Annotated in this window: 22 protein-coding genes, 1 tRNA gene and 1 pseudogene; 19 read left to right on the top strand and 5 right to left on the bottom strand. The window is 64.3% G+C overall.

All coding sequences use genetic code 11. The annotated features are described in order from the left end of the window. Positions 1–98: 98 nt before the first annotated feature. Both RHOSA_RS0112935 and RHOSA_RS25175 read right to left on the bottom strand, forming a co-directional pair. Positions 99–656, bottom strand: a complete 558-nt coding sequence (locus RHOSA_RS0112935) for a PAS domain-containing protein (RefSeq protein ID WP_027289004.1) — start codon at positions 654–656, stop codon at positions 99–101. 271 nt (positions 657–927) lie between these two features. Then, positions 928–1278 (bottom strand): hypothetical protein, encoded by a 351-nt coding sequence (locus tag RHOSA_RS25175; RefSeq protein ID WP_156092726.1) that lies wholly within the window; start codon positions 1276–1278, stop codon positions 928–930. Positions 1279–1417: 139 nt separating this feature from the next. Here RHOSA_RS25175 and RHOSA_RS25770 point away from each other — a divergent pair, with 139 nt between their 5' ends. Both RHOSA_RS25770 and RHOSA_RS25765 read left to right on the top strand, forming a co-directional pair. After that, a complete protein-coding gene (locus tag RHOSA_RS25770) occupies positions 1418–2071 on the top strand; it encodes a reverse transcriptase family protein (protein ID WP_200372021.1) in 654 nt (217 codons plus the stop codon). Between the two features lie 89 nt (positions 2072–2160). Continuing rightward, a complete protein-coding gene (locus RHOSA_RS25765; protein WP_200372022.1) occupies positions 2161–3024 on the top strand; it encodes a S1 family peptidase in 864 nt (287 codons plus the stop codon). A 279-nt stretch (positions 3025–3303) separates the two neighbouring features. Here RHOSA_RS25765 and RHOSA_RS0112925 read toward each other — a convergent pair. Continuing rightward, a tRNA-Gln gene (locus RHOSA_RS0112925) sits at positions 3304–3377 on the bottom strand. A gap of 472 nt (positions 3378–3849) precedes the next feature. Here RHOSA_RS0112925 and RHOSA_RS0112920 point away from each other — a divergent pair. The 10 genes from RHOSA_RS0112920 (at position 3850) to RHOSA_RS24780 (ending at position 17662) form a co-directional block, all read left to right on the top strand. Further along, positions 3850–4872: a Ppx/GppA phosphatase family protein gene (locus RHOSA_RS0112920; RefSeq protein ID WP_051432120.1), complete on the top strand. Its 1023-nt coding sequence runs from the start codon at positions 3850–3852 to the stop codon at positions 4870–4872. 64 nt (positions 4873–4936) lie between these two features. Then, positions 4937–5689, top strand: coding sequence for an RlmE family RNA methyltransferase (locus RHOSA_RS22345; RefSeq protein ID WP_081728711.1), 753 nt, complete (start codon positions 4937–4939; stop codon positions 5687–5689). Between the two features lie 193 nt (positions 5690–5882). Beyond that, a complete protein-coding gene (locus RHOSA_RS25170) occupies positions 5883–6047 on the top strand; it encodes a hypothetical protein (RefSeq protein ID WP_156092724.1) in 165 nt (54 codons plus the stop codon). Between the two features lie 5 nt (positions 6048–6052). Further along, complete coding sequence (locus RHOSA_RS0112905; RefSeq protein WP_027289002.1) at positions 6053–8623, top strand: GcvT family protein; 2571 nt, start codon at positions 6053–6055, stop codon at positions 8621–8623. Positions 8624–8815: 192 nt separating this feature from the next. Continuing rightward, positions 8816–9565 carry an electron transfer flavoprotein subunit beta/FixA family protein gene (locus RHOSA_RS0112900; protein WP_027289001.1) on the top strand — a complete coding sequence of 250 codons (750 nt, stop codon included), beginning with the start codon at positions 8816–8818 and terminating at the stop codon, positions 9563–9565. Positions 9566–9785: 220 nt separating this feature from the next. Beyond that, a complete protein-coding gene (proS, locus tag RHOSA_RS0112895; RefSeq protein ID WP_027289000.1) occupies positions 9786–11111 on the top strand; it encodes a proline--tRNA ligase in 1326 nt (441 codons plus the stop codon). Between the two features lie 15 nt (positions 11112–11126). Next, positions 11127–12371: a lipoprotein-releasing ABC transporter permease subunit gene (locus RHOSA_RS0112890; RefSeq protein WP_027288999.1), complete on the top strand. Its 1245-nt coding sequence runs from the start codon at positions 11127–11129 to the stop codon at positions 12369–12371. Then, positions 12364–13044: an ABC transporter ATP-binding protein gene (locus RHOSA_RS0112885; RefSeq protein WP_027288998.1), complete on the top strand. Its 681-nt coding sequence runs from the start codon at positions 12364–12366 to the stop codon at positions 13042–13044. Before RHOSA_RS0112890 ends, RHOSA_RS0112885 begins: the two co-directional genes overlap by 8 nt. A 67-nt stretch (positions 13045–13111) precedes the next feature. Continuing rightward, the gene (gene dnaE, locus RHOSA_RS0112880; protein WP_027288997.1) at positions 13112–16603 is read left to right on the top strand and encodes a DNA polymerase III subunit alpha; all 3492 of its coding nucleotides are present in this window, start codon (positions 13112–13114) and stop codon (positions 16601–16603) included. A gap of 174 nt (positions 16604–16777) precedes the next feature. After that, entirely contained in the window at positions 16778–17662 is an 885-nt protein-coding gene (locus tag RHOSA_RS24780; protein ID WP_200372023.1) for a restriction endonuclease, read from the top strand. Positions 17663–17798: 136 nt separating this feature from the next. Here the strand turns inward: RHOSA_RS24780 and RHOSA_RS22340 are convergent, their stop codons facing one another. Continuing rightward, a complete protein-coding gene (locus RHOSA_RS22340) occupies positions 17799–18308 on the bottom strand; it encodes a GGDEF domain-containing protein (protein ID WP_051432119.1) in 510 nt (169 codons plus the stop codon). A 92-nt stretch (positions 18309–18400) separates the two neighbouring features. On the opposite strand from RHOSA_RS22340, the gene tnpA reads away from it, so the two are divergent. Genes tnpA through tnpC form a run of 3 tightly spaced genes read left to right on the top strand, consistent with a single transcriptional unit; the run spans position 18401 to position 20872 of the window. Further along, positions 18401–18832, top strand: a complete 432-nt coding sequence (gene tnpA, locus RHOSA_RS0112870) for an IS66-like element accessory protein TnpA (RefSeq protein ID WP_027288996.1) — start codon at positions 18401–18403, stop codon at positions 18830–18832. Then, positions 18829–19182: an IS66 family insertion sequence element accessory protein TnpB gene (gene tnpB / locus RHOSA_RS0112865; RefSeq protein WP_027288995.1), complete on the top strand. Its 354-nt coding sequence runs from the start codon at positions 18829–18831 to the stop codon at positions 19180–19182. Before tnpA ends, tnpB begins: the two co-directional genes overlap by 4 nt. A gap of 55 nt (positions 19183–19237) precedes the next feature. Further along, the gene (gene tnpC / locus RHOSA_RS0112860) at positions 19238–20872 is read left to right on the top strand and encodes an IS66 family transposase (RefSeq protein ID WP_027288994.1); all 1635 of its coding nucleotides are present in this window, start codon (positions 19238–19240) and stop codon (positions 20870–20872) included. A 100-nt stretch (positions 20873–20972) separates the two neighbouring features. Here the strand turns inward: tnpC and RHOSA_RS0112855 are convergent, their stop codons facing one another. Then, positions 20973–21605 (bottom strand): hypothetical protein, encoded by a 633-nt coding sequence (locus tag RHOSA_RS0112855; protein ID WP_027288993.1) that lies wholly within the window; start codon positions 21603–21605, stop codon positions 20973–20975. A 573-nt stretch (positions 21606–22178) separates the two neighbouring features. Here RHOSA_RS0112855 and rpsB point away from each other — a divergent pair. The 4 genes and pseudogenes from rpsB to frr form a co-directional block, all read left to right on the top strand. Continuing rightward, a pseudogene (rpsB, locus tag RHOSA_RS0112850) lies at positions 22179–22961 on the top strand (30S ribosomal protein S2); the annotation flags it as partial. Positions 22962–23270: 309 nt separating this feature from the next. After that, positions 23271–24173, top strand: a complete 903-nt coding sequence (gene tsf / locus RHOSA_RS0112845) for a translation elongation factor Ts (protein WP_027288991.1) — start codon at positions 23271–23273, stop codon at positions 24171–24173. A gap of 269 nt (positions 24174–24442) precedes the next feature. Further along, positions 24443–25168, top strand: a complete 726-nt coding sequence (pyrH, locus tag RHOSA_RS0112840; protein ID WP_027288990.1) for a UMP kinase — start codon at positions 24443–24445, stop codon at positions 25166–25168. Positions 25169–25225: 57 nt separating this feature from the next. Continuing rightward, on the top strand, positions 25226–25747 hold the full coding sequence (gene frr, locus RHOSA_RS0112835) for a ribosome recycling factor (RefSeq protein ID WP_211234265.1): 522 nt from the start codon (positions 25226–25228) through the stop codon (positions 25745–25747). Positions 25748–25749 lie beyond the last annotated feature (2 nt).

The following is a 25749-nucleotide window of genomic DNA, read 5'->3' as shown; positions in this document are numbered from 1 at the left end:
TACCCGTCGTCGGGCGGAGAGGGCCTCTATTCGGATCTCAACCGGGGCAGAGCGAATGCTTCTCTTAATACTTGGCTACTCTGCGCGTTCCATCGGCTCTATAAGGTCATGTCGTCCAAGCTCAAGGCTGGACCCCAAGCCCGAACGTCGTCGATCTCCAGGAACCGCTCATCCATGTACTCCGGCGGCTGTTCCCAGTTCTCCCGGCGACCGCCACCGTAATCTGTTACACCAAATAGGTGTGTCGCTTTCACACCGTCATCTGACAGCGGCAGGATCAAGCGCTCGCCCTCGCGATAGCCGCCGATGCGCATGTAGACGCGTCCGACGGCGTACACAACGCCCGGTGTGTTGAGGACATGCAGGTAGCGCTGGCGGACGGTGTCGAGCATGTGTGGCTCGATGATGTCGCACAGGCGCTTGCCGCGCAGTGAAAAGCCAAAAACGACGTTCACGTGCTCACCGGAGAGGCGGTAACGGAAGCTCTCATCATCCGGGACGTGTTCGACGAGCCAGACGTAGGGCAGTGCGTGCCGGATCGCGTCCAGGTCGATCTCTCGCCGGCTCGGCAGGCGATCTGGGGTATACGCACTGATCCACCAGCGCGCGACAGCACGAAGGGCGGATGACTGAATTGGGCACGCTTGGTTGGGCAAGACGGCTATACGCTTTCGTTTGAATGTATGTCCGTGACACTGAGGCGCCAACTTTGGGCAAGGTTGTCAATCGGAAACATTAGCCGGGGATTTTGCTTTCAAAATAGTCCCATCGCCTTTTCTTGAAGTCGACACCGGGCGCGGAGTCTCGTGTCTAGTCAGACTTTCAAAGAGATGCGGAGACGGGAACGCGCGGGCTTCGTTCGTACCCTTCTTTTGCAGTGACGGGGGATCAGACTGTAGCGGGCAGTGTGCGTTCCCTACTTGCGGCTCAGACATCCTGAGCCTCTCCGGCCACACAATGGTTAAGCGGCTTGTGCTTACCTTTGCGCCTCGCAATCACCGGGACGATCCTGTCGGGATACCCTTCGACCACCTCTGGGACGCGCTTTGCCAGGTCGGACGGGTTCAGCCATGCCTCGTGTTGTTCGTTCAGCTTCCGGGCCGCCTCATCGATGGTGTCCGTATCATCTCTTGCGTTTAGTAGGCCCCACAGATGGACATCATAAAGGTGTCCTTGCCAATACCAACGAACACCAATGCTCCGGCAATTTTCAGTTGCAGACGGCACCGAATCGGAAGTCCGGTTTGAACCCCAGTTCGTCAGTTGATAGTTATACAACTGCGGGGTTTCCCTTTGCATACGCGCTGTGGTAACCGCGGCGTAAGATAAAACGTCTGCATATATCGTGTACGCTGGTCAGCAATCTTTATGACGCCGGCGTGATTGAAGGGGAAGCCCCGCGCCAGATTGGGTACCGATGTTTGGCAAGAATATTCGCATTGTAATTCCTCCCGAACTCGCTGACGAAGCGGCGCTCCTCGCTTATCTGAATCTCGGCGCCGATGAATTGAAGAAAATCCGGTACTACCGAGCGCGTATGTACCACAACTTTTCTATTGGCCGTGCGGGGCGCAAAAATCGAATCATCAACGCTCCCGATGAGAGACTAAAATTTCTCCAACGCAAAATTGCAAAAAAGCTGAATGAGATTTACCGCCGCCGTAATCCAGTTCACGGCTTTGTCGCCGAACGATCCGTTAAGACAAATGCATTGGCCCACAAGCGGTGTAAGTACGTGGTCAATATCGATTTAAAGGACTTCTTCCCGACTATCTCTCAGACACGCATTGAGGGTATGCTGTCTTCGTTGGGGCTGAACTCTAAAGTCGCTAAAATCATCGGCATCGTATGCTGCAACAAGGGGCGTCTTCCACAAGGCGCCCCGAGCAGCCCAGTGCTGTCGAACATGATCTGCTTCAGGCTCGACAAGAGCCTCATGACCTTCGCTAAAGAAGCCCGCTGCATTTATACCCGATATGCGGACGACATAACGTTCTCTAGCCATCACCCCCCGCAGCCCTTTTCGAGACCGTCCTCCCACCAGCCGGGCGCTTCTCGTCGGAACTTCTAGCGCAGAGACTACGGAATGAGATCATTCAGAACGGGTTTTTCGTTAACGAAGAAAAAATTCATTACGCAGACCGAGATTCACGGCGTGTGGTGACCGGCATCAAGATTAACGAGATTTTGAATGTTGATCGTCGGTACATACGGAATATTCGAGCGGCGCTATTCTCTGTAGAAAAACTTGGGATAGAGAGCGCGGAAAAAAAGTATCACGAGGAGTATGGCGGACGATCAAGTCTCGCTCAGCACCTCCGTGGAAAGATCTCGTTTGTCGCTCAAGTTAAGGGGTCGTCGGATCCTGTTGTGCGGGGTTTAGCTGTCCGCTTCAATCGTTGTTTTCCGGATTGGCCGATTAAGGTTAGTCCAACGCAAAGACAGATTTGGGATCGGGCGATATGGGTCATTGAGAATGAAGACACTCAGCACCAGGGAACCGCCTTTTTTCTCAAGGATATTGGTCTAGTGACGGCGGCGCATTGTGTCGAAAAAACGGACATGGTCAAAATTTTTCACCCATCGAATCCGACAAATATCTTCCAAGCCAAAGTTATCAGACGTCATAAGTATCGAGATTTGGCGCTACTTGAGAACACAATTCCTGATGCAGAGTATTACGAGTTAGTTTTTAATTCATATGAAATTGATATTCGTCAAGAGGTAATCGCGTTAGGTTACCCCACTTGGTGGTATGGGGAGAAAATTAACGTCAGAACTGGCCATGTAACAGCGACAATCGCCAGGAGTTTAGACCAAGTACAGATTCCTGGCTTTGTCGATGTCCAGCTTATCGAGGTAACGCAATCACTCGCTGACGGTATGTCCGGTGGACCACTGGTTGATGGCGATGGTGCGGTGATTGGTGTCATTCACAAGGGCGGTACCAAAGAGGAACGCAATCTTGCAATTGACATTCGAGAATTGGAGGCTTGGCTCAATAAAGACGAATCCGAAGAATAAGACGCATTTGGTCTTGGTAGCCGTGATGTCGGAAATGGATTGCTCGAACCGGGCTACAACTGAGCGCTACGAAACACGGAATGAGACGAGCGGGTAGGATGGGATGGGGCAGTTGGCTACTACCTGAGTGCTATCGGCAACGGTGCTAAGAGCGCCACTGAGAGCATCTTACCGGAATACCGGCCAGTCGGGTCTGCGTGGTAAGAAGCAGCCCCGGAATGTCATACCAAGCCGGCTTTTCCACTCTTAGCTCGTTGAAAACAAAAGAAAATGGGAGGTTGGCTGGGGGACCAGGATTCGAACCTGGGCTACCTGGTCCAGAGCCAGGCGTTCTACCACTAAACTATCCCCCAACCGGGAGCGCGCCTGAGCGCTTCGGAAGGCTGGCGCGCCAACTGCCGGAGCGGGCCCGGCGAGCGGCATCCGTTATGTAGACGATGCGTCGGGGGGAGTTCAACCCCCCGAAATGGGGGCGCGATGATTGGGTCGTTGTCCCGCACGGGTCGGGCTTGGTCCGGGAGGGCGGCGCCCGTTGGCGGGGCTGCTTGGCGGGCGGTGCGCGTCGCGTTACGGTTTCATTGCATTGCCGCGTGTGTCGAGGTGGGGCGACCGGAATCGATGAATGCGCCCCCGCTTGACGGTCGTGTCAGACTTTCTGCGGTGAATGTCGGCAGAGCAGGAGGAGACGGGTACGTGGCACGGGCGCCGCGCCATCGCCAGAACGCGTCAGTAACGGCGTCGCCGGATGCCGCAAGCGGCGGACCGGTGCATGCGCGCCGCGCCCGCGCGCCGGCCTCTGCCGGGCCCGCATCTTGCGACGGCCGTGTGGACGACCCCGCCGACCCGCATGCCGCCGTCTCTTACGCGGCGATCGACTTGGGCACTAACAACTGCCGGCTGCTGATCGCCCGTCCCGTGGCGGGGGGCTTCCGGGTGGTCGATGCCTTTTCCCGGATCGTGCGGCTGGGCGAAGGTGTGGCCGGCAGCCGCCGCCTGTCCGAGGCGGCGATGGCGCGCGCGATCGAGGCGCTGCGGGTCTGCGCGGCGAAGGTGCGCCGCCGTCCAGGCTGCGAACTGCGGGCGGTCGCCACGGCAGCCTGCCGGCAGGCGCTCAACCGCGACGCCTTTCTGGCGCGCGTGCACCGGGAAACCGGACTGCAGCTCGAGGTGATCGATCCGCAGGAGGAGGCGCGTCTGGCGCTCGGCGGCTGCGCGCCGCTGCTCGATCCCCAGGTGCCCAATGGCCTGATCTTCGATATCGGCGGCGGCAGTACGGAACTCTGCTGGCTGACCATGCGTGCGGCCGGAAACGGCGACGGGCCGGGCGGGCCAGATCTGGTCGCCTGGCATTCCATGCCCGTTGGAGTCGCCAATCTGGCCGAGCGCTTTGCCGGCGCACCCGATACGCCGGAAACCTTCGAGGCGATGGTCGCCGAGACGGCCGAGGCGCTGCGAACCTTCGCGGGCGACCGCGCGGTGGCGCGGGCTTTCGCCGACCGCCCGGTGCAGATGGTCGGGGCCAGCGGCACGGTCACCACGCTGGCGGGCGTCGCGAAAGAGCTACCGCGTTACGACCGCCGGCAGGTCGACGGCTGCGTGCTACCGGCCGAGACGGTGCGCGCGACCAGCCGGCGGATCGTCGAGATGAGCCCGGCCGCGCGCCTCGACCATCCCTGTATCGGGCCGCAGCGCGCGGATTTGGTGATCGCCGGCTGCGCCATTCTGGAGGCGATCTGCCGGGCCTGGCCGGTCGACCGGCTGACGGTGGCTGACCGGGGCTTGCGCGAGGGCATCCTGTATCATCTGATGCAGGCGCGCGGCGAACCGGTGGCGGCGCCGCCGCTCTAGCTGCCGTTCGCCCCCTTCTCTCGTATGAAAGACGCAGCGCGGGCCGCTGCGGGACACAGGCGTCATGAGCGATGATAACAAGAGCGGGTCCGGCGAGGGCAGCGGGCGGATGCGCCGCCAGCGCCGGCGCGAGCGTGCGTCCAGCGGCCGGGGTGGAGGCGAGGGTACGCGCCTGAAGCGCGCCAAGGGGCGCACGGAATCCTCCAAGCGGTGGCTGGAACGTCAGCTTTCCGACCCCTACGTCGCCGCTGCCCAGCGCGAGGGCTATCGGGCGCGCGCCGCCTACAAGCTGCGCGAGATCGACGACAAGCATCGCATCCTGACCCCTGGTGCCCGGGTGGTCGACCTCGGCGCGGCGCCGGGCAGTTGGTGTCAGGTCGCGCTCGAGCGGATCGGCGACGATGGCCGGGTGGTCGGCATCGACCTTTTGGAGGTCACGCCGCTGGTGGGCGTGACGCTGCTGCAGGGCGACATGACCGATCCCGGCACGCCCGAACGGGTGCAGGCCGCCCTTGACGGGCCAGCCGACGTCGTCCTGTCCGACATGGCCCCCAACATGACCGGGCAGAAGCGGATCGACCAACTGCGGGTGATCGCCACCGTCGAGGCCGCGCTCGACTTCGCGGAAGCTGTTTTGAGCCCGGGCGGCAGTTTTCTCGCCAAGACCCTGCAGTCCGGCAGTGCGCAGGACCTGGTCGCCCGGCTGAAGCGCGAGTTCGAGAAGGTCCGCCACATCAAGCCGCCGTCCTCGCGCGCTGAAAGTGCCGAGACCTACGTGCTGGCGACCGGTTTCAAGGGCGTCGCATCCGAGCCTTAGGGCGCCGCTGGCGGGCGCAGGTCAACGCCCCGTCAGCCCCACGTTTTGCCATCCCCGTAACCTCCGTGACGCAAACCCGCGATGCCTGGTCGCAGGTTCGCAAGCCGCTCGTGCGTGCGTGATCCCTCATTGAACGTGAGAGGACACGGGACACTGGCCGGGATCGGCCGGCGATCACGCGGGAGCTCGCGGGATGACGGACAGCGCGCATATTCCGGACATTGACAGCGGGCACAACGCCTTCGCGACCGGGCAGGCGGATACCCTGCTGCGGCTGTTCGACGTGAGCTCCCACACGGCCCAGTCACGCGGGACGGGCCGGGCACGCGGCAAGACCTCCTTCCAGCCGGAGAGCTAAACGAGATGGCGAAATTCCCCGACAGCGCAAACGTCGTGATTATCGGTCAGGGCGGCATCGTCGGCGCCTCGGTCGCGCATCACCTGATCGAGCGCGGATGGGACAACATCGTCGGCATCGACAAGTCGGCGATCCCCACCGACATCGGGTCGACCGGGCATGCGTCGGACTTCTGCTTCACGACCGCGCACGACCAGATGACGATGTACACGACCAACTACTCGATCGAGTTCTTTGACAAGCTCGGTCGCTACGAGCGGGTCGGCGGTCTGGAGGTCGCGCGCTGGGACGACGATGAGCGCATGGAAGAGCTCAAGCGCAAGGTCGGCTCCGGCAAGGCATTCGGCAACAACACCTATTTGGTTTCGCCCAAGGAAGCCAAGGAGAAGATGCCGCTCCTGGAGGAGGAGATGATCCAGGGCGCCTTGTGGGACCCGGATGCCGGTCTCGTGGTGCCGCGGTCGCAGACGGTTGCGGGCGAGATGGTCCAGGCCTGCGAGGAAAGCGGCAAGCTGCAGGCCTTCGCCAACTGCCCGGCGACCGGACTTGAGATCGAGGACGGCCGGATCAAGGGCGTGCACACTCCGCGCGGCTACATCGAGGCGCCCTACGTCGTGGTCTGCTGCGGCCTGTGGGGTCGGCTGCTCGCCACCGACATGGCGGGCGAGGATCTGCCGATCATGCCGGTCGAGCACCCGCTGCTGTTCTTCGGCCCGTACAACGAATTCGAGGGCACCGGTAAGGACATCGGCTACCCGCTGCTGCGCGACCAGGGCAACTCCGCCTACCTGCGCGACACCGGCGATCCGAGCACGACCGAGGGTGGCCAGATCGAGTGGGGCTATTACGAGGAGAAGGCCCCGCGGCTGGTGCATCCGCGCGACATTCTGGAGAAGGAGCAGGCCCGCCTGTCGCCCTCGCAGCACGATCTGGAGATCGAGCAGGTGATGGAGCCGCTCGAGAAGGCGATGGAACTGACTCCGATCCTGGCCGAGCTCGGCTGGAACGAGAAGTGGTCGTTCAACGGGCTCTTGCAGGTCACCGCCGACGGCGGCCCGTCGATCGGCGAAAGCCCGAACGTGCGCGGCCTGTGGTACGCCGAGAGCGTCTGGATCAAGGACGGACCGGGCACCGGCAAGGTGGTCGCCGACTGGATGACCGACGGACGGACCGAGGTGGATCACCACGCCATCGATGTCGGTCGCTACTACCCGATCCAGAAGACCGAGACCTATATCGCCGACCGCTGCTACGAGACCGCGTTCAAGATCTACAACCCGGCGGTCCATCCGCGCGAGCCCTATACCATGGGCCGCAACATCCGGCGCAGTCCGTTCCACGCCCGCGAGCAGGAGCTCGGCGGCTACTTCATGGAAGTCGGCGGCTGGGAGCGGGCCCACGGCTACGCCGCCCACGAGGAACGGCTGCTGGAGAAGTGGGGCGACCGGATACCGGAACGCCAGAACGAGTGGGACAATCGCCATTTCTGGCGCGTCTCCAACGCCGAGCATCTCGAACTGTCCGAGAACGTCGGCATGATCAACCTGTCCCACTTCGCGATCTACGACGTCTCGGGCCCGGATGCCGAGGCGCTGATGGAGTACCTGTCGGTTGCCAAGGTCGGTGGCAACACGCCGGTGGGGAAGGGTGTTTACACCAACTTCATCGATCTGACCGGCGGCATCCGCGCGGATCTCACGGTGGTGCGCATGGGCGTCGACCGCTACCGGGTGATCGACGGCGGCGATGCCGGCAACCGCGACGTCCTGTGGATGAAGCGGATCGCCGAGGATCAGGGCTTCCGCGCCTATATCGAGGACCGCTCGGACCACTTCGGCTGCCTGGGCGTGTGGGGGCCGAACGCCCGCAAGACCCTGCAGCAGCTGGCCGATCGGCCGGAGGAGCTGGAGCCGGATCGTTTCCCCTTCGCCGCCTCGCGCACCTTTACGTTGAAGGGCATCCCGGTCACCGGTTTCCGGATCTCCTACGTCGGCGAGCAAGGCTGGGAGTTGCACTTCCCGTTCAGCTACGGTCTCACCCTATGGGACATGCTGTACGAGGCTGGTGTCACCCCGGTGGGCATCGAGACCTACGCCAACAGCCGCCGGCTGGAAAAGAGCCTGCGTCTGCAGAACGCCGACCTCTTGACCGAGTACAACCTGGTCGAGGCGGGGCTGGCCCGGCCGAAGGTCAAGCCGATGGATTTCCTCGGCCGCGAGGCGTACGTCGCTCAGCGCGAGCGCAACCGGCAGCCGGCCTACCTCTGCACGCTGACCCTGCAGCAGCAGACCGACGCCAAGGGCGTGGACCGCTTCCCGGTCGGCAACTGGCCGATCCTGAACCCGGAGAACGGCGACGTTCTGAAGGACGAGCTGGGCCGGCGGTCCTACACCACCTCGATCGCCTTCGGGCCCTCGGTCGGCAAGACGATCGCCATGGGCTACCTGCCATACAGCTACTGCAAGGAAGGTCAGGGGCTCGTGATGGAGTACTTCGGCGAGCACTTCCCGCTGACGGTCGAGGCGGTCGGCAACAAGCCGCTTTACGATCCCACCAACGAGCGCGCGCGTTCGTAAGGCAGCAGCCAGCTAGCCCCCTCCTCCAATGGGGAGGAGGGGGCGATCGGGTAGCCTTGGCATCGACCGCCGGCCTTTATCCCCGGCACACCGCTACGCCCACCGGCCCACGTTGACAGGGGGTGGGGCGGGTGCTATCCGCCAAACCAGCCCGATTAAATAACCCGACGACGACAGCGCTAGGTGCCTTCCATGAAGATCCTCTGCCCGGTCAAGCGTGTGCTCGACCCCTACGTGAAGGTCCGCGTCAAGCAGGACAATTCGGACGTCGATCTGGCCAACGCCAAGATGGCGATGAACCCCTTTTGCGAGATCGCCGTCGAGCAGGCGATCCGGCTCAAGGAGCAGGGGCACGCCAGCGAGGTGGTGCTGGTCGCCGTCGGCCCGCAGCAGGCGCAGGAAACGCTACGCACCGGCCTGGCGATGGGCGCCGACCGGGGCATCCTGGTGAAGGCCGAGCCGGCGCCCGAGCCCCTTGGGGTTGCCAAGATCCTGAAGGCGATCTGCGACAAGGAGAGCCCGGACCTGGTGTTCGCCGGTAAGCAGGCGGTCGATGGCGACAACAACCAGACCGGCCAGATGCTCTCCGCACTGCTTGGTTGGGCGCAGGGGACCTTCGTTTCCAAGGTCGAGGTGCACGACGATCACTTCCTGATTTCCCGGGAGATCGACGGCGGCCTGGAACGGCTCAAGGTCGGCCGCCCGGCGGTTCTGACCGCGGACCTGCGCCTGTGCGAGCCGCGCTATGCTTCGCTGCCGAACATCATGAAGGCGAAGAAGAAGCCGATCGACAACTATACGGCCGAGGACCTGGGCGTTGACGTTGGCCATCGCCTGAGCCTGCAGAAGGTCGAGGAACCGCCGGCGCGCAAGGCCGGCATCAAGGTCGACAGTGTCGGCGAGCTGGTCGACAAGCTGCACAACGAGGCGAAGGTCATCTAGGCCGCCGTCTTGTGACGGAGCGCTAGGTTGCAAACGGCCCCGGTCGGCGCGCTGCTGACCGGGGCCGTTTCGTTCCGGACAGACACGGTAAGGCGCCAAGCATGGACACCGCCAGGACCGTCGCCTAAAGTCCGCCGCGCGCTCGCGTGGGGCCGGTAGGGGCCCTGCGCTTGAGAGTCACATACGATCATTCCTCGCAGTTCCCGGACAAAGGCCTGTCATGCGTCTGTCGCGCTACTTTCTGCCCACACTGAAAGAGACCCCCGCGGAAGCCGAGATCGTCTCGCACCGCCTGATGCTGCGCGCTGGCATGATCCGCCAGGGCGCGGCCGGCATCTATTCCTGGCTGCCGCTGGGCTACGCGGTGCTGCAGAACATCGAGCAGATCGTCCGCGAGGAGCAGGATCGCGCCGGGGCGAACGAACTGCTGATGCCGACCATCCAGTCCTCAGAGCTGTGGCGCCAGTCCGGGCGTTACGAGGACTACGGCAAGGAAATGCTGCGGATTAAGGACCGGCACGGCCGCGAGATGCTGTACGGCCCCACGAACGAGGAACTGATCACCGAGATCTTCCGCGCCGGCGCCAAGAGCTACCGCGACGTGCCGTCGATGCTCTACCACATCCAGTGGAAGTTCCGGGACGAGGTGCGGCCCCGCTTCGGCGTGATGCGTGGGCGGGAATTCTTGATGAAGGACGCCTATTCCTTCGACCTGGATCAGGAAAGCGCTCACCGCGCCTACCGCAAGCAGTTCGTCACCTACCTGCGCACCTTTGCGCGGATGGGCCTGAAGGCCGTGCCGATGGAGGCCGAGACCGGCCCGATCGGCGGCAACCTGTCCCACGAGTTCGTGATCCTGGCCGATACCGGGGAAACCGAGATCTTCACGCACAAGGATCTGCTGGACTACGACGTCCTGGGCCAGAACATCGACCTCGACGACGACGATCAGATCAAGCCGATCGTCGACTACTGGACCACCCAGTACGCCCGGACCGACGACATGCACGACCAGGCGGAATTCGAACGCCAGGTCCCCGAGGACAAGCGCGTGCAGCGCCGCGGCATCGAGGTCGGGCATATCTTCTATTTCGGCACCAAGTACTCCGAGCCGCTGGAAGCCAACGTCTCGACCAAGGACGGGCAGAGCGTGCCGGTGCACATGGGGTCCTACGGCGTCGGTGTGTCGCGCTTGGTCGGCGGGTTGATCGAGGCGTTCCACGACGACGCCGGGATCGTTTGGCCGGAGAGCGTGGCGCCCTTCAAGGTCGGTCTGATCAATCTGCGCGCGAACGATGAGAGCTGCCGGACGGCCTGCGATGAGCTGCACGCCAAGCTGGAGCAGGCCGGGATCACCGTGTTGTACGACGACACCGACGAAAGCCCAGGTGCCAAGTTCGCGCAGATGGACCTGATCGGACTGCCCTGGCAGCTGATTGTCGGGCCGAAGGGCTTGAAGGCCGGGACCGTCGAGCTGAAGCACCGTGCCAGCGGCGAGCGTCACGAGCTGTCGCCCGATGCCGCGCTGCAGAAGCTGGCAGGGTAGGGCCCAAGCCGCTTCATGATTTTCGGGGCATTCGAACGCACGGTCGCCTTCCGCTATCTGCGTGCGCGGCGGAAGGAAGGCTTCATCTCGGTGATCGCCGGCTTTTCGCTGCTCGGCATCGCGTTGGGCGTGGCGACGCTGATCATCGTCATGTCGGTGATGAACGGCTTTCGCGCCGAGCTGCTTGACCGCATCCTGGGCGTTAACGGCCACATCACCGTCTATTCCAACAGCGGCCCGATCACCGGATACGACGATCTGGCCACGCGGCTGGCGTCGATCGACCGCGTCACCCGCGCCCACCCGCAGGTGCAGGGGCAGGTGATGGTGACCCACGCGGGCCAGGCCTCCGGCGCCGTGGTGCGCGGGATCGCGCCCGAGGACCTGCTGGAGCGCGACCTGCTGGCGGACAACGTCAAGTCCGGTCGCGCGCAGGACTTCGGTGGGCAGGGCGCCCTGGTTGGTCGTCGGCTGGCGATGAAGCTGGGCCTCACGGTCGGCGATCAGATCACGCTGGTGACCCCGCGCGGCAACACGACCGTGATGGGCACCGTGCCCAGGATGAAGAGCTTCCCGATCGCCGGCCTGTTCGAGGTCGGTATGTACGAGTACGACAGCTCGTTCGTGTATCTGCCGCTCGATCAGGCGCGGCAGTTCTTCCGCACCGGCGAGGGCGTCAACGCGATCGAGCTGTTCGTCCAGAACCCGGACGACGTCGACGCCGTGCGCGACGAGATCGCCCGGATGCTTGGGCCCGGCTACCGCACGGTCGACTGGCAGCGGGCCAATTCCAGCTTCTTCAATGCCATCCAGGTCGAGCGGAACGTGATGTTCCTGATCCTGACCCTGATCATCGTGGTTGCGGCCTTCAACATCATCTCCGGGCAGATCATGCTGGTGAAGGACAAGGGGCCGGACATCGCGATCCTGCGCACGATGGGCGCGACGCGCGGCATGATCATGCGGATCTTCCTGATCTCGGGCGCGGCGATCGGGGTGATCGGCACCGCCGCCGGCTTTGCGCTGGGGCTGGCGTTCGCGACCAACATCGAGACGATCCGCGAATGGCTGGAGGCGCTGACCGGCACCAACCTGTTCGCCGCCGAGATTTATTTCCTGTCCAACCTGCCAGCGAAGGTCGACCCGGGCGAGGTGGCGACCGTCGTCGGGATGTCGCTGGGGCTGTCGCTGCTGGCGACGCTGTACCCCTCCTGGCGGGCGGCGCGGCTCGATCCGGTGGAGGCGCTGCGCTATGAGTGAGGCGGCCCTGGCGCTCAAGGAGCTGCGCAAGACCTTCCACCAGGGCCGCAGCGACCTGCATGTCCTGAACGGCGCGGCGCTGGAGGTCGCGGGCGGGGAGATGGTGGCGCTGGTCGGCCCCAGCGGCTCCGGCAAGTCGACCCTGATGCACATCGCCGGCCTGCTGGAACGCCCGGATGCCGGCAGCGTGGTGATCCAGGGGCGCGACGCTTCCAAGGCTGGGGACGGCGAGCGCACGCGGGTGCGCCGCGCGTCGATCGGCTTCGTCTATCAGCATCACCACCTGCTGCCGGAGTTCTCCGCCCGCGAGAACGTGGTGCTGCCGCAGATGATCGCCGGCACCGCCCGGTCGAAGGCCCGCACCCGCGCGGGCGAGCTTCTGGAACTGGTTGGGCTCGCCGAGCGCCTGGACCACCGCCCGGCGGAGCTGTCGGGCGGCGAGCAGCAGCGCGTGGCGATCGCCCGGGCGCTTGCCAACGAACCGTCGGTGCTGCTGGCCGACGAGCCGACCGGCAACCTCGATCCCACGACCAGCGACCGCGTGTTCGCCGCCTTGACCCAGATCGTGCGCGAGTCCGGCGTCGCCGCGCTGGTCGCCACCCACAACCTGGATCTGGCGGGTCAGATGGACCGCACCGTGCGCCTGCAGGATGGGGCGTTGGTGGCGGTCTGAGGGAGATTCCGCCCGCACGGCTTCTTCTGCGCGACCGACTCGTTCCCCTCGTGGCACACTGCCGGCCATGACCCACGCCGATTTCGTACACCTGCGCGTTCACTCCGCCTATTCCCTGTCGGAAGGGGCGATCAAGCTGGACAAGCTGGTCGCGCTGGCCGCCGAGCAGCAGATGCCGGCGGTCGCGATGACCGACACCAACAACCTGTTCGGCGGCCTGCAGTTCGCGCAGGCGGCGATCAAGAAGGGCGTGCAGCCGATCGCGGGCTGCCAGCTGAACCTGGCGCGCGCCGATGCCGATCCGGCGGCGCAGACCGGCCACAAGCCCGCGCCCGAGCCGATCGTGCTGCTGGCGCAGAGCGAGACCGGCTACAAGAATCTGATGAAGCTGGCCTCCGCCGCGCACCTGCAGACGGAAGCGGGCGAGCTGCCGCACGTCGAGTGGGCGCTGCTGGAGGCGCACGCGGACGACCTGATCTGTTTGAGCGGCGGGCCGGACGGGCCGGTCGGCCGGCTGCTGCGCGAGGGCAAGCAAGAGCAGGCGGGCGCGGTGCTTGACTGCCTGGCTACGGCCTTCCCCGAGCGGCTCTACCTGGAGCTGCAACGCCACGACCTGCCGGAGGAGGAGGCGTGCGAGGAGGCTGCACTCCAGCTCGCCTACGACCGCGAGATCCCGCTGGTCGCGACCAACGAGCCGTTCTTCCCGACCCGCGAGATGCACGCCGCGCACGACGCGCTGCTGTGCATCGCCGAGGGCACCTACGTCAGCCAGGAGAACCGCCGCCAGCTCACGCCGGAGCACTACTTCAAGTCGGCGGCGGAGATGCGCGAGCTGTTCGCGGACCTGCCGGAGGCGCTCGACAACACGCTGGTGATCGCCCGGCGCTGCGCCTACTTCCCCGAGCCGGTCGAGCCGATGCTGCCGCCCTACGAGACCGAGGGCGGCCGCTCCGAGGCGGAGGAGTTGCGCGCGCAGGCGCACGAAGGTCTGAAAGGACGCCTGCAAACCGCTGTTTTTACGGGAGAAGAGGCGGACGACGCCGCGCGCGAGAAGGTCGCGCACCCCTACTGGCAGCGCCTGGAACACGAGCTCGCCGTGATCGAGCGGATGGGCTTTCCGGGTTATTTCCTGATCGTCGCCGACTTCATCCAGTGGGCGAAGACGCACGACATCCCGGTCGGCCCCGGGCGCGGTTCGGGCGCGGGCTCGGTGGTCGCCTGGGCGCTCACCATCACCGATCTGGACCCCTTGCGCTGGAACCTGCTGTTCGAGCGGTTCCTGAACCCCGAACGCGTGTCGATGCCGGACTTCGACGTCGACTTCTGCCAGGACCGGCGCGACGAGGTGATCACCTACGTCCAGCAGAAGTACGGCCACGACAAGGTCGCGCAGATCATCACCTTCGGGAAGCTGCAGGCCCGCGCGGTGGTGCGCGACGTCGGCCGTGTGCTGCAGATGCCCTACGGCCAGGTCGACAAGATCTCCAAGCTGATCCCGAACAACCCGGCCCAGCCGACCACCCTGCAGGAGGCGATCGATGGCGAGCCGATGCTGCAGGAGCAGCGCGACAGCGACGAGACGGTCGCCCGCCTGCTCGACATCGCGCTCAAGCTGGAGGGGCTGTACCGCCACGCCTCCACCCACGCCGCCGGCGTGGTGATCGGCGACCGCCGGCTGGACGAGCTGATCCCGCTCTACCGCGACCCGCGCGCGGACATGCCGGTGACGCAGTTCAACATGAAGGACGTCGAGAAGGCCGGCCTGGTCAAGTTCGACTTCCTCGGCCTGAAGACCCTGACCGTCCTGCAGACCGCCTGCGAGCTGATCCGCAAGCGCGGGGTGGAGCCGCCAGACCTCTCCAACCTGCCCTTGCAGGATGAGCCGACCTTCAACCTGTTGGCCTCCGGCGCCACGGTCGGCGTGTTCCAGCTGGAATCCCAGGGCATGCGCGACGTGCTCAAGCGCCTGAAGCCCGACCGCTTCGAGGATGTGATCGCCGTCGTCGCGCTCTACCGTCCGGGGCCGATGGACAACATCCCCTCCTACATCGCGCGCAAGCACGGCGACGAGACCGTCGACTACCTGCACCCCGACCTGCAGGGCGTGCTGGAGGAGACCTTCGGCATCATGATCTACCAGGAGCAGGTCATGCAGGCCGCCCAGGAGCTGGCGGGCTACAGCCTGGGCGAAGCCGACCTGCTGCGCCGCGCCATGGGCAAGAAGATCCAGGCGGAGATGGACGCCCAGCGCGAGAAGTTCACCGAGGGCGCGAAGGCGCGCGGCGTCACCGCCAAGAACGCCAGCGCGATCTTCGACCAGATCGCCAAGTTCGCCGGCTACGGCTTCAACAAGTCGCACGCCGCCGCCTACGCCATGGTCGCCTACCAGACCGCCTACCTGAAGGCGAACTACCCGCACGAGTTCATGGCCGCGACCATGACCTACGAAATGGCGAACACCGACAAGCTGAACCTGTTCCGCCAGGAATTGAACCGGATGGGGATTCAGCTGTTCGCCCCGGACATCAACCGCTCCCGCCCCAACTTCGATACCGAGTTCTACCGGGACGAGGACGGCGCCCAGCGCACCGGCATCCGCTACGCGCTGGCCGCGCTGCGCAACGTCGGCCACGCGGCGATGCAAGGGCTGGTCGCCGAGCGCGACGCCAGCGGCGAGTTCCGCGACCTGGCCGATCTCGCCCAGCGCCTGGACAGCAAGCAGATCAACAAGCGCCAGATCGAACAGCTCGCCTGCGCCGGCGCGTTCGACCAGATCAACCCGAACCGCCAGCAGGTCTACAAGGCCGCCGATACGGTCGTCCGCCACGCCGCCGTCGCGGCCAGCGAGCGCAACTCCAACCAGGTTTCCCTGTTCGGTGGCGGCGCCGGCGTGCAGGAAGCGCCGCGCCTGTCCCTGCCGCGCGTCGACGACTGGCCGGACATGGAGCGCCTGCGCTACGAGTTCGACGCCATCGGCTTCTACCTCTCCGCCCACCCGCTGGACTCCTACGGCCAGACGCTGGAACGCATGCGGGTGACGAAGTTCGGCGACATTCCCAAGCTGATGAAGGTCGAGCCGGGCCGCAAGAAGGCCGCCGGGATCGTCGCCGGCCGGCAGGAGCGCCGGACCAAGACCGGCAACAAGTTCGCCATCCTGACCGTCTCCGACCAGTCCGGCGTCTACGAGGTCTGGGTCTTCTCGGAGGTGCTGAACAAGACCCGCGACCTGCTGGTCGCCGGCCAGCCGGTCCTGCTGACCCTGGAAGTGCAAGTGAACGGCGACGACGTCCGCTTCACCGCCCAGGAGATCGAGGACCTCGACCAGGCCGCCGCCAACGCCGCCGCCGGCCTGCGCGTCTACCTCCACACCCCCGACCCGCTGCCGCACCTGAAGTCGATCCTGGCCCGCGAGGGCCGGGGCCGCGGCAAGGTCTCCGTCGTCCTCGACCTCGACCACGGCGAAGAGGTTGAGATGGAACTCCCGGACAGCTATAAACTATCGCCGAACGCGCGTCAGGCGTTGAAGAGCATTCCGGGGGTTGTGGTGCAGGATGTTTGAGTGTTGGTTACTTCGGCGCCAACAATCTGCTTGGTACAATAGGAATGCTTCGACCAAATAAAATTACGGTGCGTCATTTCGATTTGGGTCTTGTTGCTGTGAATTGAATTGTTTCAAAATAACGGAGATTGTATAATGCCAAACTCTACATTTCCATCAGATATCAGATCTTGTATGAAGGACTGTATTCTTTCAGTTTTGTGGGCTAAGAAAGACATATACCAATTTTTCTATGATGCAGGTTGCTCTAATGATGAACTGAGTGTAATTGAGGAATTCAAAAAACCCGAGATGGCTCGGGGGAAAATGGTTGATTTAATTTTTGATCAGCTTTTGAAACGTCAGGATAGTGGGTTAGGCCAATATCGTGCGATGTTAAAGTCTTTGCTGGATTGGTCTCATTTTGATGAATATTATTTTGATAAGATCAATAAATTAGATCGTAATGTTGCAAATAGGAACCTTGAGCATCTTCGGCAACTTGTAGAAATCCGTGATCAGAAGCATAGAGATAATGTAAAGCGTCGTACATCAGGGCCATCAGACAAATTAAGTCGATATAACTCACTTGAGGAACTACGTTCGATTTTTATAGAACTTCACGAGGGTAAAATTAAAGCCCAACAGAGAGGTTATGAGTTTGAGAAATTTCTTAAAAGACTAGCAGAACTGGAGAATCTCCAGGTCACCGGATCTTTTAGGAATAAGGGAGAACAAATAGATGGAGCGTTAAAATATGATGGCGAAAATTATATTATTGAGGCGAAGTGGCAAGAAAAAAGAGCAAGTACAGAACCTCTTTATGCGTTCGCTAGTAAAGTTGAAGGGAAAATGTATGGAAGAGGGTTGTTTGTTTCTGTAGCTGGATTTTCTCCTGAACCTGTTAAGATGCTAATCTCAGGAAAAGCCATGAAGACAATTCTGATGGACGGTGAGGATATCCAGTTGATACTAGAGGACCAAATTACTTTATCTAAGGTTCTTGAAAAGAAGATTGCAAGCGCACAAATTAAAGGACATATTTATGTCCATCCAATAACAGAGCAGCCGAAAGTGTAGCCTAGCAGAAATTATATTTTTCATTAAAACGTTAATATTAATTTAGTGAAAACTTAAACAAGTACATATTTATATTGTATTGGTTTGCTTGTTAACGTTGAGTTCTCTTGATGTTGCTATATTATTATTGCCTGCCTCAAACCCCCACCAACCCCGCGCGTTCCTCTTCCTCCGTCATCACCCGGTTCCGCCCCGCGCCCTTGGCGGCGTAGAGGCTGGTGTCGGCGCGTTTGAGGAGGGTGTCGAGCGGTTCGCCGTAGCGGTAGGTGGCGAGGCCGAGGGAGAGGGTGATCGGGCCGACGCGGGCGCCGGTGGCGCGGTCGGTCAGGCGGCGGCGGGCGATCGCGGCGCGCAGCCGGTCGCAGACCTCCCGGGCCGTGTCCAGCTCGGTCGCGGGGAACAGCAGGGCGAACTCCTCGCCGCCCCAGCGGGCCACCATGTCGCTGTCGCGCAGCTCGGTGCGCATCACCTTCGCCACCAGCTTGAGCACCTGGTCGCCCAGCAGGTGGCCGTGGGTGTCGTTGACCCGCTTGAAGTGGTCGATGTCGGCGACCGCCACGCACACCGGCGCGCCGACCTCCATCGCCTGCGCGCAAGCGTCCCGCAGCTCGTACTCGAACACCCGGCGGTTGGCGAGGCCGGTCAACTGTAAGCGCCTCCTACGGACCATTTGATCGTCGGTTTTCTCCAGCCCCCTGAGCACGGCATGGCTGGCTGCTCCAGGTTCAGGAGGCAGTCATGTCGCAGAGCACAGGATCCGCCCCGGACGGCACCTACAGCGGCCGGCTTGAGGTGGTGGGCGGCTCGACAGGCCGTCGGCGCTGGCCGGACGCGGTCAAAGCGCGCGTCGTCCAGGAGAGCTTCGCGCCGGGTGCCAGTGTGAGCGCGGTCGCGCGTCGCCACGGCATCTCGCCACAGCAGCTGACGGGGTGGCGGCGGGCGGCGCGTGACGGCGTTCTGCCGCTCGATGGCGATCAGGCGGACACGACAAACGTCACGCCGGCGTTCGTGCCGCTGCAGGTCGCGGAGCCGGCGGCCCGGGAGAATGAACCCGGCGCGGCCGAGCAGGTGGTAGAGATTGTCGCCGGCAGCGTGACGGTGCGGCTGCCCGGGGATACGGACGCCACGCGCATCGCCACGGTGGCGGCGGAGCTGGCCGTTCGGCGATGATCGTCCCCGGTCAACGCATGCCGATCGTGATCGCCACGCGGCCGGTCGATTTCCGGCGCGGGCACGATGGGCTGGCGGCGACAGTGCAGAACGAGCTCGGCCTGGACCCGCACTCGGGGCTGACCGTGGTCTTTCGCTCCAAGCGCGGCGACAGGGTCAAAATCCTGGTGTGGGACGGGACCGGTCTCGTGCTGACCTACAAGCGTCTCGACCAGGGCCGATTTAGCTGGCCGCCCGTGCGCGACGGCGTGATGCGGCTGTCGCGGGCCCAGTTCGAGGCGCTGTTCGAGGGTCTGGAATGGCAGCGTGTGCAGCCCAAGCGCGTGCCGAAACCGGCTGCGGCGAATTGATTCACCGGCCCCAGAACCTCTGTCGTGGCGGGGAGGTGATCCGTAGCCTGACAGTATGTCGCAGGGACCGCCGACCCCGCCCGACCCGAGCAAGCTGTCGCCCGAGGTGGCGCAGCTGGTCGAGCAGGCCGTGCAGGCCGAGCGGGCGGCGACGGAGGCCGAGCGCACCGCGCGTCAGGCCGCCGAGGCGGAGGCGGCGGAGCTCAAAGCCTACAACGAGAAGCTCGAACACCTGGTCAAGGAATTCGAGCGCGCGAAGTTCGGCCGCAGCTCGGAGAAGCTGGATCCCGAGCAGAAGGAGCTCGTGTTCGAGGACGTCGAGACCGCGATCAGCGCGGCCCAGGCCGAGCACGACGACAAACAGGGCCAGAGCGCCGGCGGTGGCAAGCAGTCGGGTCGGGCGAAATCCGGCAAGGCGCGCCCGATGCCCAAGCATCTGCCCAAGGACGAGGCATACGTCGAGCCCCAGGACACGGCGTGTCCCTGCGGCTGCGGGCAGATGAAAAAGATCGGCGAGACGCGCAGCCGTCGCCTGGACATCACGCCGACGCAGTACCGGATCAAGGAGACGGTGCAGCCGCGCTACGCCTGTCCGCACGGCAATGCGGGCGTGACCCAGGCGAAGGCGCCCGCGCACCTGATCGAGGGCGGGCTGCCGACCGAGGCGCTGATCGCCAGCATCATCGTCGCGAAGTACAGCGAGCATCTGCCCTTGTATCGCCAGGCGCAGGTGTTCGAGCGCCAGGACATCCCGGTCACCCGCTCGATGATGGCGGACTGGCTGGGCCACGCCTCCTACCACCTTGCCCCGGTGGTCGAGCGGATGAGCGAGCTGCTCAAGCAGTCGCCGAAGCTGTTCATGGACGAAACGGTCGCCCCGGTGCTCGATCCGGGGCGCGGGCGGACCAAGACGGGATACTTCTGGGCGTTGGCGCGCGACGATCGACCCTGGAATGGGCCGGACCCGCCCGGGGTGGTGTTCCACTACCGGCCGGGCCGGGGTGGCTGTCACGCCGAGGAGATCCTCGAAAACTTCGATGGCATCCTGCAGGTGGACGGGTACCAGGGGTACTGCCGTCTGGCTGAGGAGTCCCGCACGGGCGGCGCGCCGGTCACCCTCGCGCAGTGCTGGAGCCATGCCCGGCGCGAGGTGATCAAGGCGACGCCCAAGAGCGGCTCGCCGATCGCCGACGGACTGCTCAAGCGCGTCGCCGCGCTGTACGAGATCGAGGCGGAGATCCGCGGCTGCGATCCCGAGGACCGCCGTGCCGTCCGGCAAGAGCGGTCCAAGCCCTTGGTCGAGGAGCTCGGTCGCTGGGTCGACGCGCAGCATCGTCGGCTGTCGCCCAAGAGCAACATGGCCAAGGCGCTCGCCTACATCCTGCGACACTGGAACGGACTGTGCGTGTTCCTGGACGACGGCCGCGTGGAGATGGATTCCAACCCGATCGAGAACGCGATCCGGCCGGCGCCATTAAACAGGAAGAATGCGTTGTTCGCCGGCCATGATGAAGGCGGGGCGCGATGGGGTCTCTGGGCCTCGCTGGTCGGCACCTGCAAGCTCAACGGCGTGGACCCATACGCCTATCTGAAGGCGACGCTCGAAGCGGTCGCTGCCGGCCATCCGCAGTCCCGGCTCGACGAGCTACTGCCCTGGAACTTCCGCCAGGACGCCGGCCAGTCGGGCTGAGCTCGGCCCAGCAAAACCAACAAAATTTGCAATGTTTGTTGGCCAGAGCCCTCGGCGGCGCGTCGCGCGCTCCCGAGCTCTGGGTCCGCGCGTCAACGCCCTATGCCAATGGGGCGTACGGGGCGCTTACGGTCAACTGGTCGGTCTCGGCGGCGGTGCGCATCTCCTCCAGGGAGGATTGCAGGCTCTCGATCTCCGCGCGCTGCTGCGTCAGGTTCTCGCCGATGCTGCGCGCCCGGCCGGCCATCGCACGGGTCTCCGCGATCAGCCGGTCGATCAGCCGGGGCAGGGCGGCCGCGCGCTGCCGGGCGCTGCGGGCGGCGGCGGCCGTGTCGGCGTCCGCGCTCTCGGCCTCGATCTCCAGCCCTTCCAGGCAGTTGCGGAAGCTCTGCGTGCTGTCGGCGGCGTCGCCCAGCTCGTCCGCCGCCTCGCGCAGCGTTTCCTCGATCTGGTCCGACAACTGCGCCCAGTGCGGGCTGCTGCTGCCGGAGGTGGCCACCGGGCCGGTGAAGTAGAACTGGTGGATTTCCGCCAGCCGGTCGCGGGTGAACGGCTGGTGGTTGGAGATCAGCACGTCGAGCGCGCGCACCAGCTCGGGGTCGGCCTGGCAGACGTAGGCGTAGAAGATCTCGAAGTTGCTCGGGGTCGTGGGGACTTTGAGCGTACGCATGCGCGTGAGCGTGGCCTCGGCATAGGCGTCGGCCTCTGTAATGTCGTGATCCATCGCGTGCATGGTCGTGCGTCCCCTGTGCAGGCGGGCGCATCGTTTGTCTTCTATCCGCGCGCCCTTGAACGCCCGACTATCCAGGGGATCCGTAAAGCGCGCGTTAAATGCGACCTATCCTGAAAGGTATCGCGCGCTATACGAAGTAATAGACTCAAGTCGAATCGCCCGGCGGAACCCGCAGGCGCGTGATCGAGTGGCGTGACGTTTGGTCGTGTACGCGTCTGCTCAAGTAACCTTGCACGAAATCTGGGCAGCGATTGCAACCCGAGCCGCCGTCGGCGGTCCGGAGCCTCACGCCTGCGCACCTCCGTCTGCCGACTCCCGGGGCGCCCGCGTCTGCGGCCTGCCGGATGCCCGCGTGCCCACGCCCTTGCATTCCCCCGCGCGCGGCGTTACACCCGCGCACATCCCACACGCGGGCCTTTCGCGCGGGGCCGTGCGGGGCGTGACTGGCAAGCTGCCAGACGCGTTCCCGTCAGCAACGGCCGTCCGTCGCTTCCGGTGCCGATCGGGCCATCGTCCCGTCGGCCACAGCCAGCGCCCGCGGAGGAACGAACCGGAAAAAGGACGAGAGACATCATGGCGCTGCCGACCTTCACCATGCGCCAGCTGCTGGAAGCTGGCGTGCACTTCGGTCACACCACCCGGCGCTGGAACCCCAAGATGGAGCCGTTCATCTATGGGGAGCGCAACGACATCCACATCCTCGACCTACAGCAGACCGTGCCGCTGCTCTCGCGCACGCTGGAAGCCGTGCGCAACGTCGTCGCCAACGGCGGCCGCGTGCTGATGGTCGGCACCAAGCGCCAGGCCAGCGAGTACGTCGCCGAGGCCGCGCAGCGCTGCGGGCAGTATTACGTCAACCACCGTTGGCTGGGCGGCATGCTCACCAACTGGAAGACGATCAGCCACTCGATCAAGCGGCTGCGCCAGGTCCAGGAAATCCTGGACGAGGGCGGCGCCGGCCTGACCAAGAAAGAGACCCTCAACCTGACCCGCGAGCGCGACAAGCTGGAGCGCGCGCTGGGCGGCATCAAGGACATGGGCGGTCTGCCGGACCTGATCTTCATCATCGATACCAATAAAGAGCATCTGGCGATCAGCGAGGCGAACAAGCTCGGCATCCCGGTCGCCGCGGTGCTGGATTCCAACTCCGATCCCTACGGCATCACCTATCCGATCCCGGGCAATGACGACGCGCTGCGCGCGATCTCGCTGTACTGCGAACTGCTCGGCGATGCGGTGCTCGACGGCATCTCCGCGGAGGTGCAGGCCTCCGGCGGCGATGCGGGCGCTTCGGAGACCGTCAGCGAGAAGCTGCCGGACGCCGCCGACGTGGCTGAGGGGGCGCCGGAAACCGCGCCCGCGGGCACGGCACCCGAGAGCCCGACCGGCGTGAGCGAAGACAGCGCGAGCACCGGCGGCACGGCGAGCGAGAGCGAAAGCGACGTGGACAAGACCGCCGAGGAAGGCCGGGCGAAGTCCGCGTAAGCCCACCGGCGCCGTTGAGGCGCCGAATTCGGGCGGTTCGCCCTGTAACACGCCCGTGCGCGACAGTCGCCGGGGCGCCGTGCTGACCTGCAGCTACGGCGTCCCGGCCGACGCGCGTGTCGCGCCGGGCTTTCAAGACGACCACGCGACAGACGCGATTGTAAGAGACGGAGACGCACCATGGCCCAGATCACGGCCGACCTGGTCCGCCAGCTGCGCGAGCGCACCGGCGCGGGCATGATGGACTGCAAGAAGGCGCTGAATGACACCGACGGCGACATCGACGCCGCGGTCGACTGGCTGCGCAAGAAGGGCCTGTCGCAGGCCGCCAAGAAGGCCGGCCGTACCGCCGCCGAGGGCCTGGTCGGCGTGCACGCCGAGGGCACCAAGGGCGCGGTCGTCGAGGTCAACTGCGAGACCGACTTCGTCGCCCGCAACGAGAACTTCCAGAAGTTCGTCGCTGAGCTCAGCAAGCTGGCGTTCGACGAGGAAGCCGAGACCGACGCGCTGATGCAGGCGACCTTCCCCTCGACCGGTCGCAAGGTCGAGGACGAGCTGACCCAGCAGATCGCGTCGATCGGCGAGAACATGAAGATCTCGCGCGCCAAGGTGATGACGGTCAGTCAGGGCGCGGTCGCCGGCTACGTCCACAACCAGCTGGCGCCCAACCAGGGCAAGATCGGCGTGCTGATCGCGCTGGAGGCCGGTGCCGGTCCGGACAAGCTGGAAGCGACCGCCAAGCAGATCGCCATGCACGTCGCGGCCGTGAACCCGAACGCGATCACCCAGGACGACGTCGACCCCGCCCTGGTCGAGCGCGAGAAGAAGGTCCTGGAGGAGCAGGCGCGCGAGAGTGGCAAGCCCGAGAACATCATCGAGAAGATGGTGCAGGGCCGGATGCGCAAGTTCTACGAGGAGAACGCGCTGCTGGACCAGACCTTCGTGGTCGACGGCGAAAGCCGGGTCGGCGACGTGCTGGACAAGCTGGGCAAGGACCTCGGCACCGAGATCAAGGTGACCGGCATGGCCCGCTATCAGCTGGGCGAGACGCAGGCCGAAGACGACCAGCAGTCGGCCGCGTAAGCGCCGGGCCCGCGAACAGCGGCAGCTTCCGCCCTGCGTCCTCCGCCGTCGCCCGTGCTTGGGCGGACGGCCGGGGGCGCGGGGCGGTGGCACATCGACGAGACGCAAGTCTGATCTAAGACGGCGTGACACGCGCGTTGGATTAATCCGGGCCGGATTTCGGTTCGCTCCGGAGACCGGCGTAAGGCTAAGATGCCGCCTGCAATGCTCTGGCCCCGTCAGCCGGTTGGAGTCGAGCGGGCCTGACAATGGTGGGAACGACGACGACGATGGCGGCTGAACCGCGCTACAAACGGGTCCTGCTCAAGATCTCCGGCGAGGCCCTGATGGGCCAGCAGGAGTATGGCTTGTGCGGTGAAACGGTCACCCGGATCGCCCGCGACATCACGGCGGTGCGCGACATGGGCGTGGAGGTCTGCGTCGTCGTCGGCGGCGGCAACATCTATCGCGGCGTGGCCGGCGCGGCCGCGGGCATGGACCGCGCGACCGGCGATTACATGGGTATGCTGGCGACCGTGATCAATTCGCTGGCCATGCAGAACGCGATCGAGCAGCAGGGCGTGCCCACCCGCGTTCAATCGGCGATCCCGATGGAAGCGGTGTCCGAGCCCTATATCCGCCGCCGGGCGCTCCGGCACATGGAGAAGGGCCGGGTGGTGATCTTTGCCGCCGGCACCGGCAACCCCTTCTTCACCACCGACACGGCCGCGGCGTTGCGCGCGTCCGAGATGGGTTGCGACGCGCTGCTCAAGGGCACCAAGGTGGACGGGGTCTATTCCGACGATCCCTACAAGGCGCAAGGCGCGACCAAGTACGACGAGCTGTCCTACCTGCAGGTCCTCAGCCACGATCTGGGCGTGATGGACCACTCGGCGATCTCGCTTGCCCGTGAAAATCGCATTCCGATCCTCGTTTTCTCCATTGTAAAACCGGGCGGCTTTGCACAGGTCGTGGGCGGGGACGGCCAATACACCATCGTGAAAGACAGCTCTTGAAAGACGGGGGCTAGAACTTTGTCGGACGACGCGAATTTCGACGATATTCAGCGGCGCATGGACGGCGCGCTGACCTCTTTGAAAGATGACTTCAAGGGGCTGCGCACCGGTCGGGCGCACACCAGCCTGCTCGATCCGGTGAAGGTGAAGGCCTACGGCGGCGAGATGCCGCTGAGCCAGGTCGCGCACGTCAACGCGCCGGAGCCGCGCATGCTGACCGTGCAGGTCTGGGACCGCTCCCTGACCACGGCGGTCGAGAAGGCGATCCGCGACTTTGGCCTGGGCTTGAACCCGCAGGCCGAGGGGCAGACCATCCGGGTGCCGATTCCGACGCTGTCGGAGGAACGCCGGCAGGAGATTTCCAAGGTCGCCAGCAAGTACGCCGAGCAGGGGCGCGTGGCCGTGCGCAACGTGCGCCGCGACGGCATGGACGCCCTCAAGAAGCAGCAGAAAGAGGGCGAAATCTCGGAAGACGATTACAAGCGCTATACCGAGAAGCTCCAGAAGATGACCGACGACCACATCAAGCAGATCGACGAGCTGCTGGAGCATAAAGAACAAGAGTTGATGCAGGTCTAGCG

It is taken from the genome of Rhodovibrio salinarum DSM 9154 (assembly GCF_000515255.1).
In the GTDB taxonomy this organism is placed as follows: domain Bacteria; phylum Pseudomonadota; class Alphaproteobacteria; order Kiloniellales; family Rhodovibrionaceae; genus Rhodovibrio; species Rhodovibrio salinarum.
Note: the sequence above shows the minus strand (reverse complement) of the source record. Positions and strands in the feature narration are given on the sequence as shown.